The 1,587-nt window shown below is 38.6% G+C and carries 1 protein-coding gene and 1 pseudogene; both read left to right on the top strand.

Annotated features, from left to right (window positions below; all coding sequences use genetic code 11):
• Window positions 1-824 (top strand): annotated as a pseudogene (locus tag D0T56_RS16815) (phage portal protein); the annotation flags it as partial.
• 3 nt (window positions 825-827) lie between these two features.
• Window positions 828-1,587, top strand: a 760-nt coding sequence (locus D0T56_RS15070) for a hypothetical protein (protein WP_163320996.1), incomplete at its 3' end; no start/stop codon positions are given.

Raw genomic sequence — 1,587 nt, 5'->3', positions numbered from 1 at the left:
GGCAAACTTACGAAGCAGCTTTGAATAAAATCCGTGACCAAGCAACAAAAGAACGACTGCTTTATGGTAACTGGGATTTTGTGGAAATAAATAACATGGCTATCTACAATAAATTTGATGGGGCAAAACATCTGATTACCGGATTGAAGGAGCAACGGTTCGATCCATCTAAACCATTAATCACAGCATGGGACTTTAACGTAGCACCGCAAATGTCGATCCTGACAGCCCAGATCGATTACGACAATAAAAAGATTTATGTGCTGGAAGAGGTATTAGGCAAACCGGAAAATAAGGAAAACAATACACCGGCATTATCCCGAAAAATAAAGAATAAACTCTACCGGGATAAGCATATAGGCGGAGTTGATGTAACCGGAGACCCATCAGGTTTACAACGTTCAACGACTAGTGAAGATGGAGTAAATAACTATACTATTATCTTGGATACGTTAGGTGGAGGGATTCTCCGGCCGAAATTGAAGTTATTGAAAAAACAGCCGCCACAAGTTACACGGTGTGATTTTGTGAACGAATTATTTTCCGGATATAACGGCTGGGAGATATTGATTGATATCCGATGCCGAAAACTGACCGAAGATTTGATCTTCCAACTTAAGAACAATGATGGAACTAAGAATAAGCAAAAGGTGACCGATCCAAAAACCGGAGTCAAGTATGAAAAGTACGGGCACTTATCGGATTGTTTGGATTACTTATTGTGCTATTATTTGCGTGACAGTTGGTATAAATTTAAGAATGGTGGGGATAATAATACATCTGTTTTAACCACCGCGATTATTAACGAAGGATTTAGCTATTAGAATATGTACAGGCGATTTTTAAATAACAGCGATTATCTGGGAGTGATTTCCAAAGAGTCACTCGAACAAATGACACGAGGAAATGAAGATAGGTTTATTCAGGCAGAAGAATCTGCTGAAATGAGTATCATTGAGCATTTGAGTGAGAATTATGAAATTGAAAAGGAACTGAATAAGGGGAAATATATCGCAGGATATAACCGTGCCATAACTTATCCGGTTGGAGTCCATATTTATTTTGAAGATAAAATTCATGAGGTAATCCGTCCGATCAGTGGGTATAAAGCTCCTGCTGATGTTGATTATTGGGAAGAACATGTCGATATTAATCTTGACCAAAATACTGTTTCGCATTATTCCCAGTTCCAAACTTATTATAAAAATGAAGTAGTTTTTTATAATGGGGTATTATATAAATGCCTTGTCGAAAACGGATTTAAGTTTGACAATATACGAATACCGATGGTAAACGGATGGCTGGAGGCTGAATACGAAGAGTGGCAACCGGTGGACTATACGTTATGGGATATCGTACTTTTTGACGGGGATTTTTATACCTTGCTATCTTTGAATGATTTCGACAATAACATAAATCCTCTTGATTCGGATAACTGGGGCGCGATAGCCAACTACGACCCGGATCATAACGATTATGAACTATCCGGACATGAATATGTCGTTTACAACGGCAAGATGTTTCATCCGGAGATCGATGTGAATGCCGATATTCCGGAAGTAGGGAAGAACCTTACCTTAAATGATT

The organism is Dysgonomonas sp. 520 (assembly GCF_010501095.1).
Taxonomy (GTDB): Bacteria; Bacteroidota; Bacteroidia; order Bacteroidales; family Dysgonomonadaceae; genus QVMP01.
Note: the sequence above shows the minus strand (reverse complement) of the source record. Positions and strands in the feature narration are given on the sequence as shown.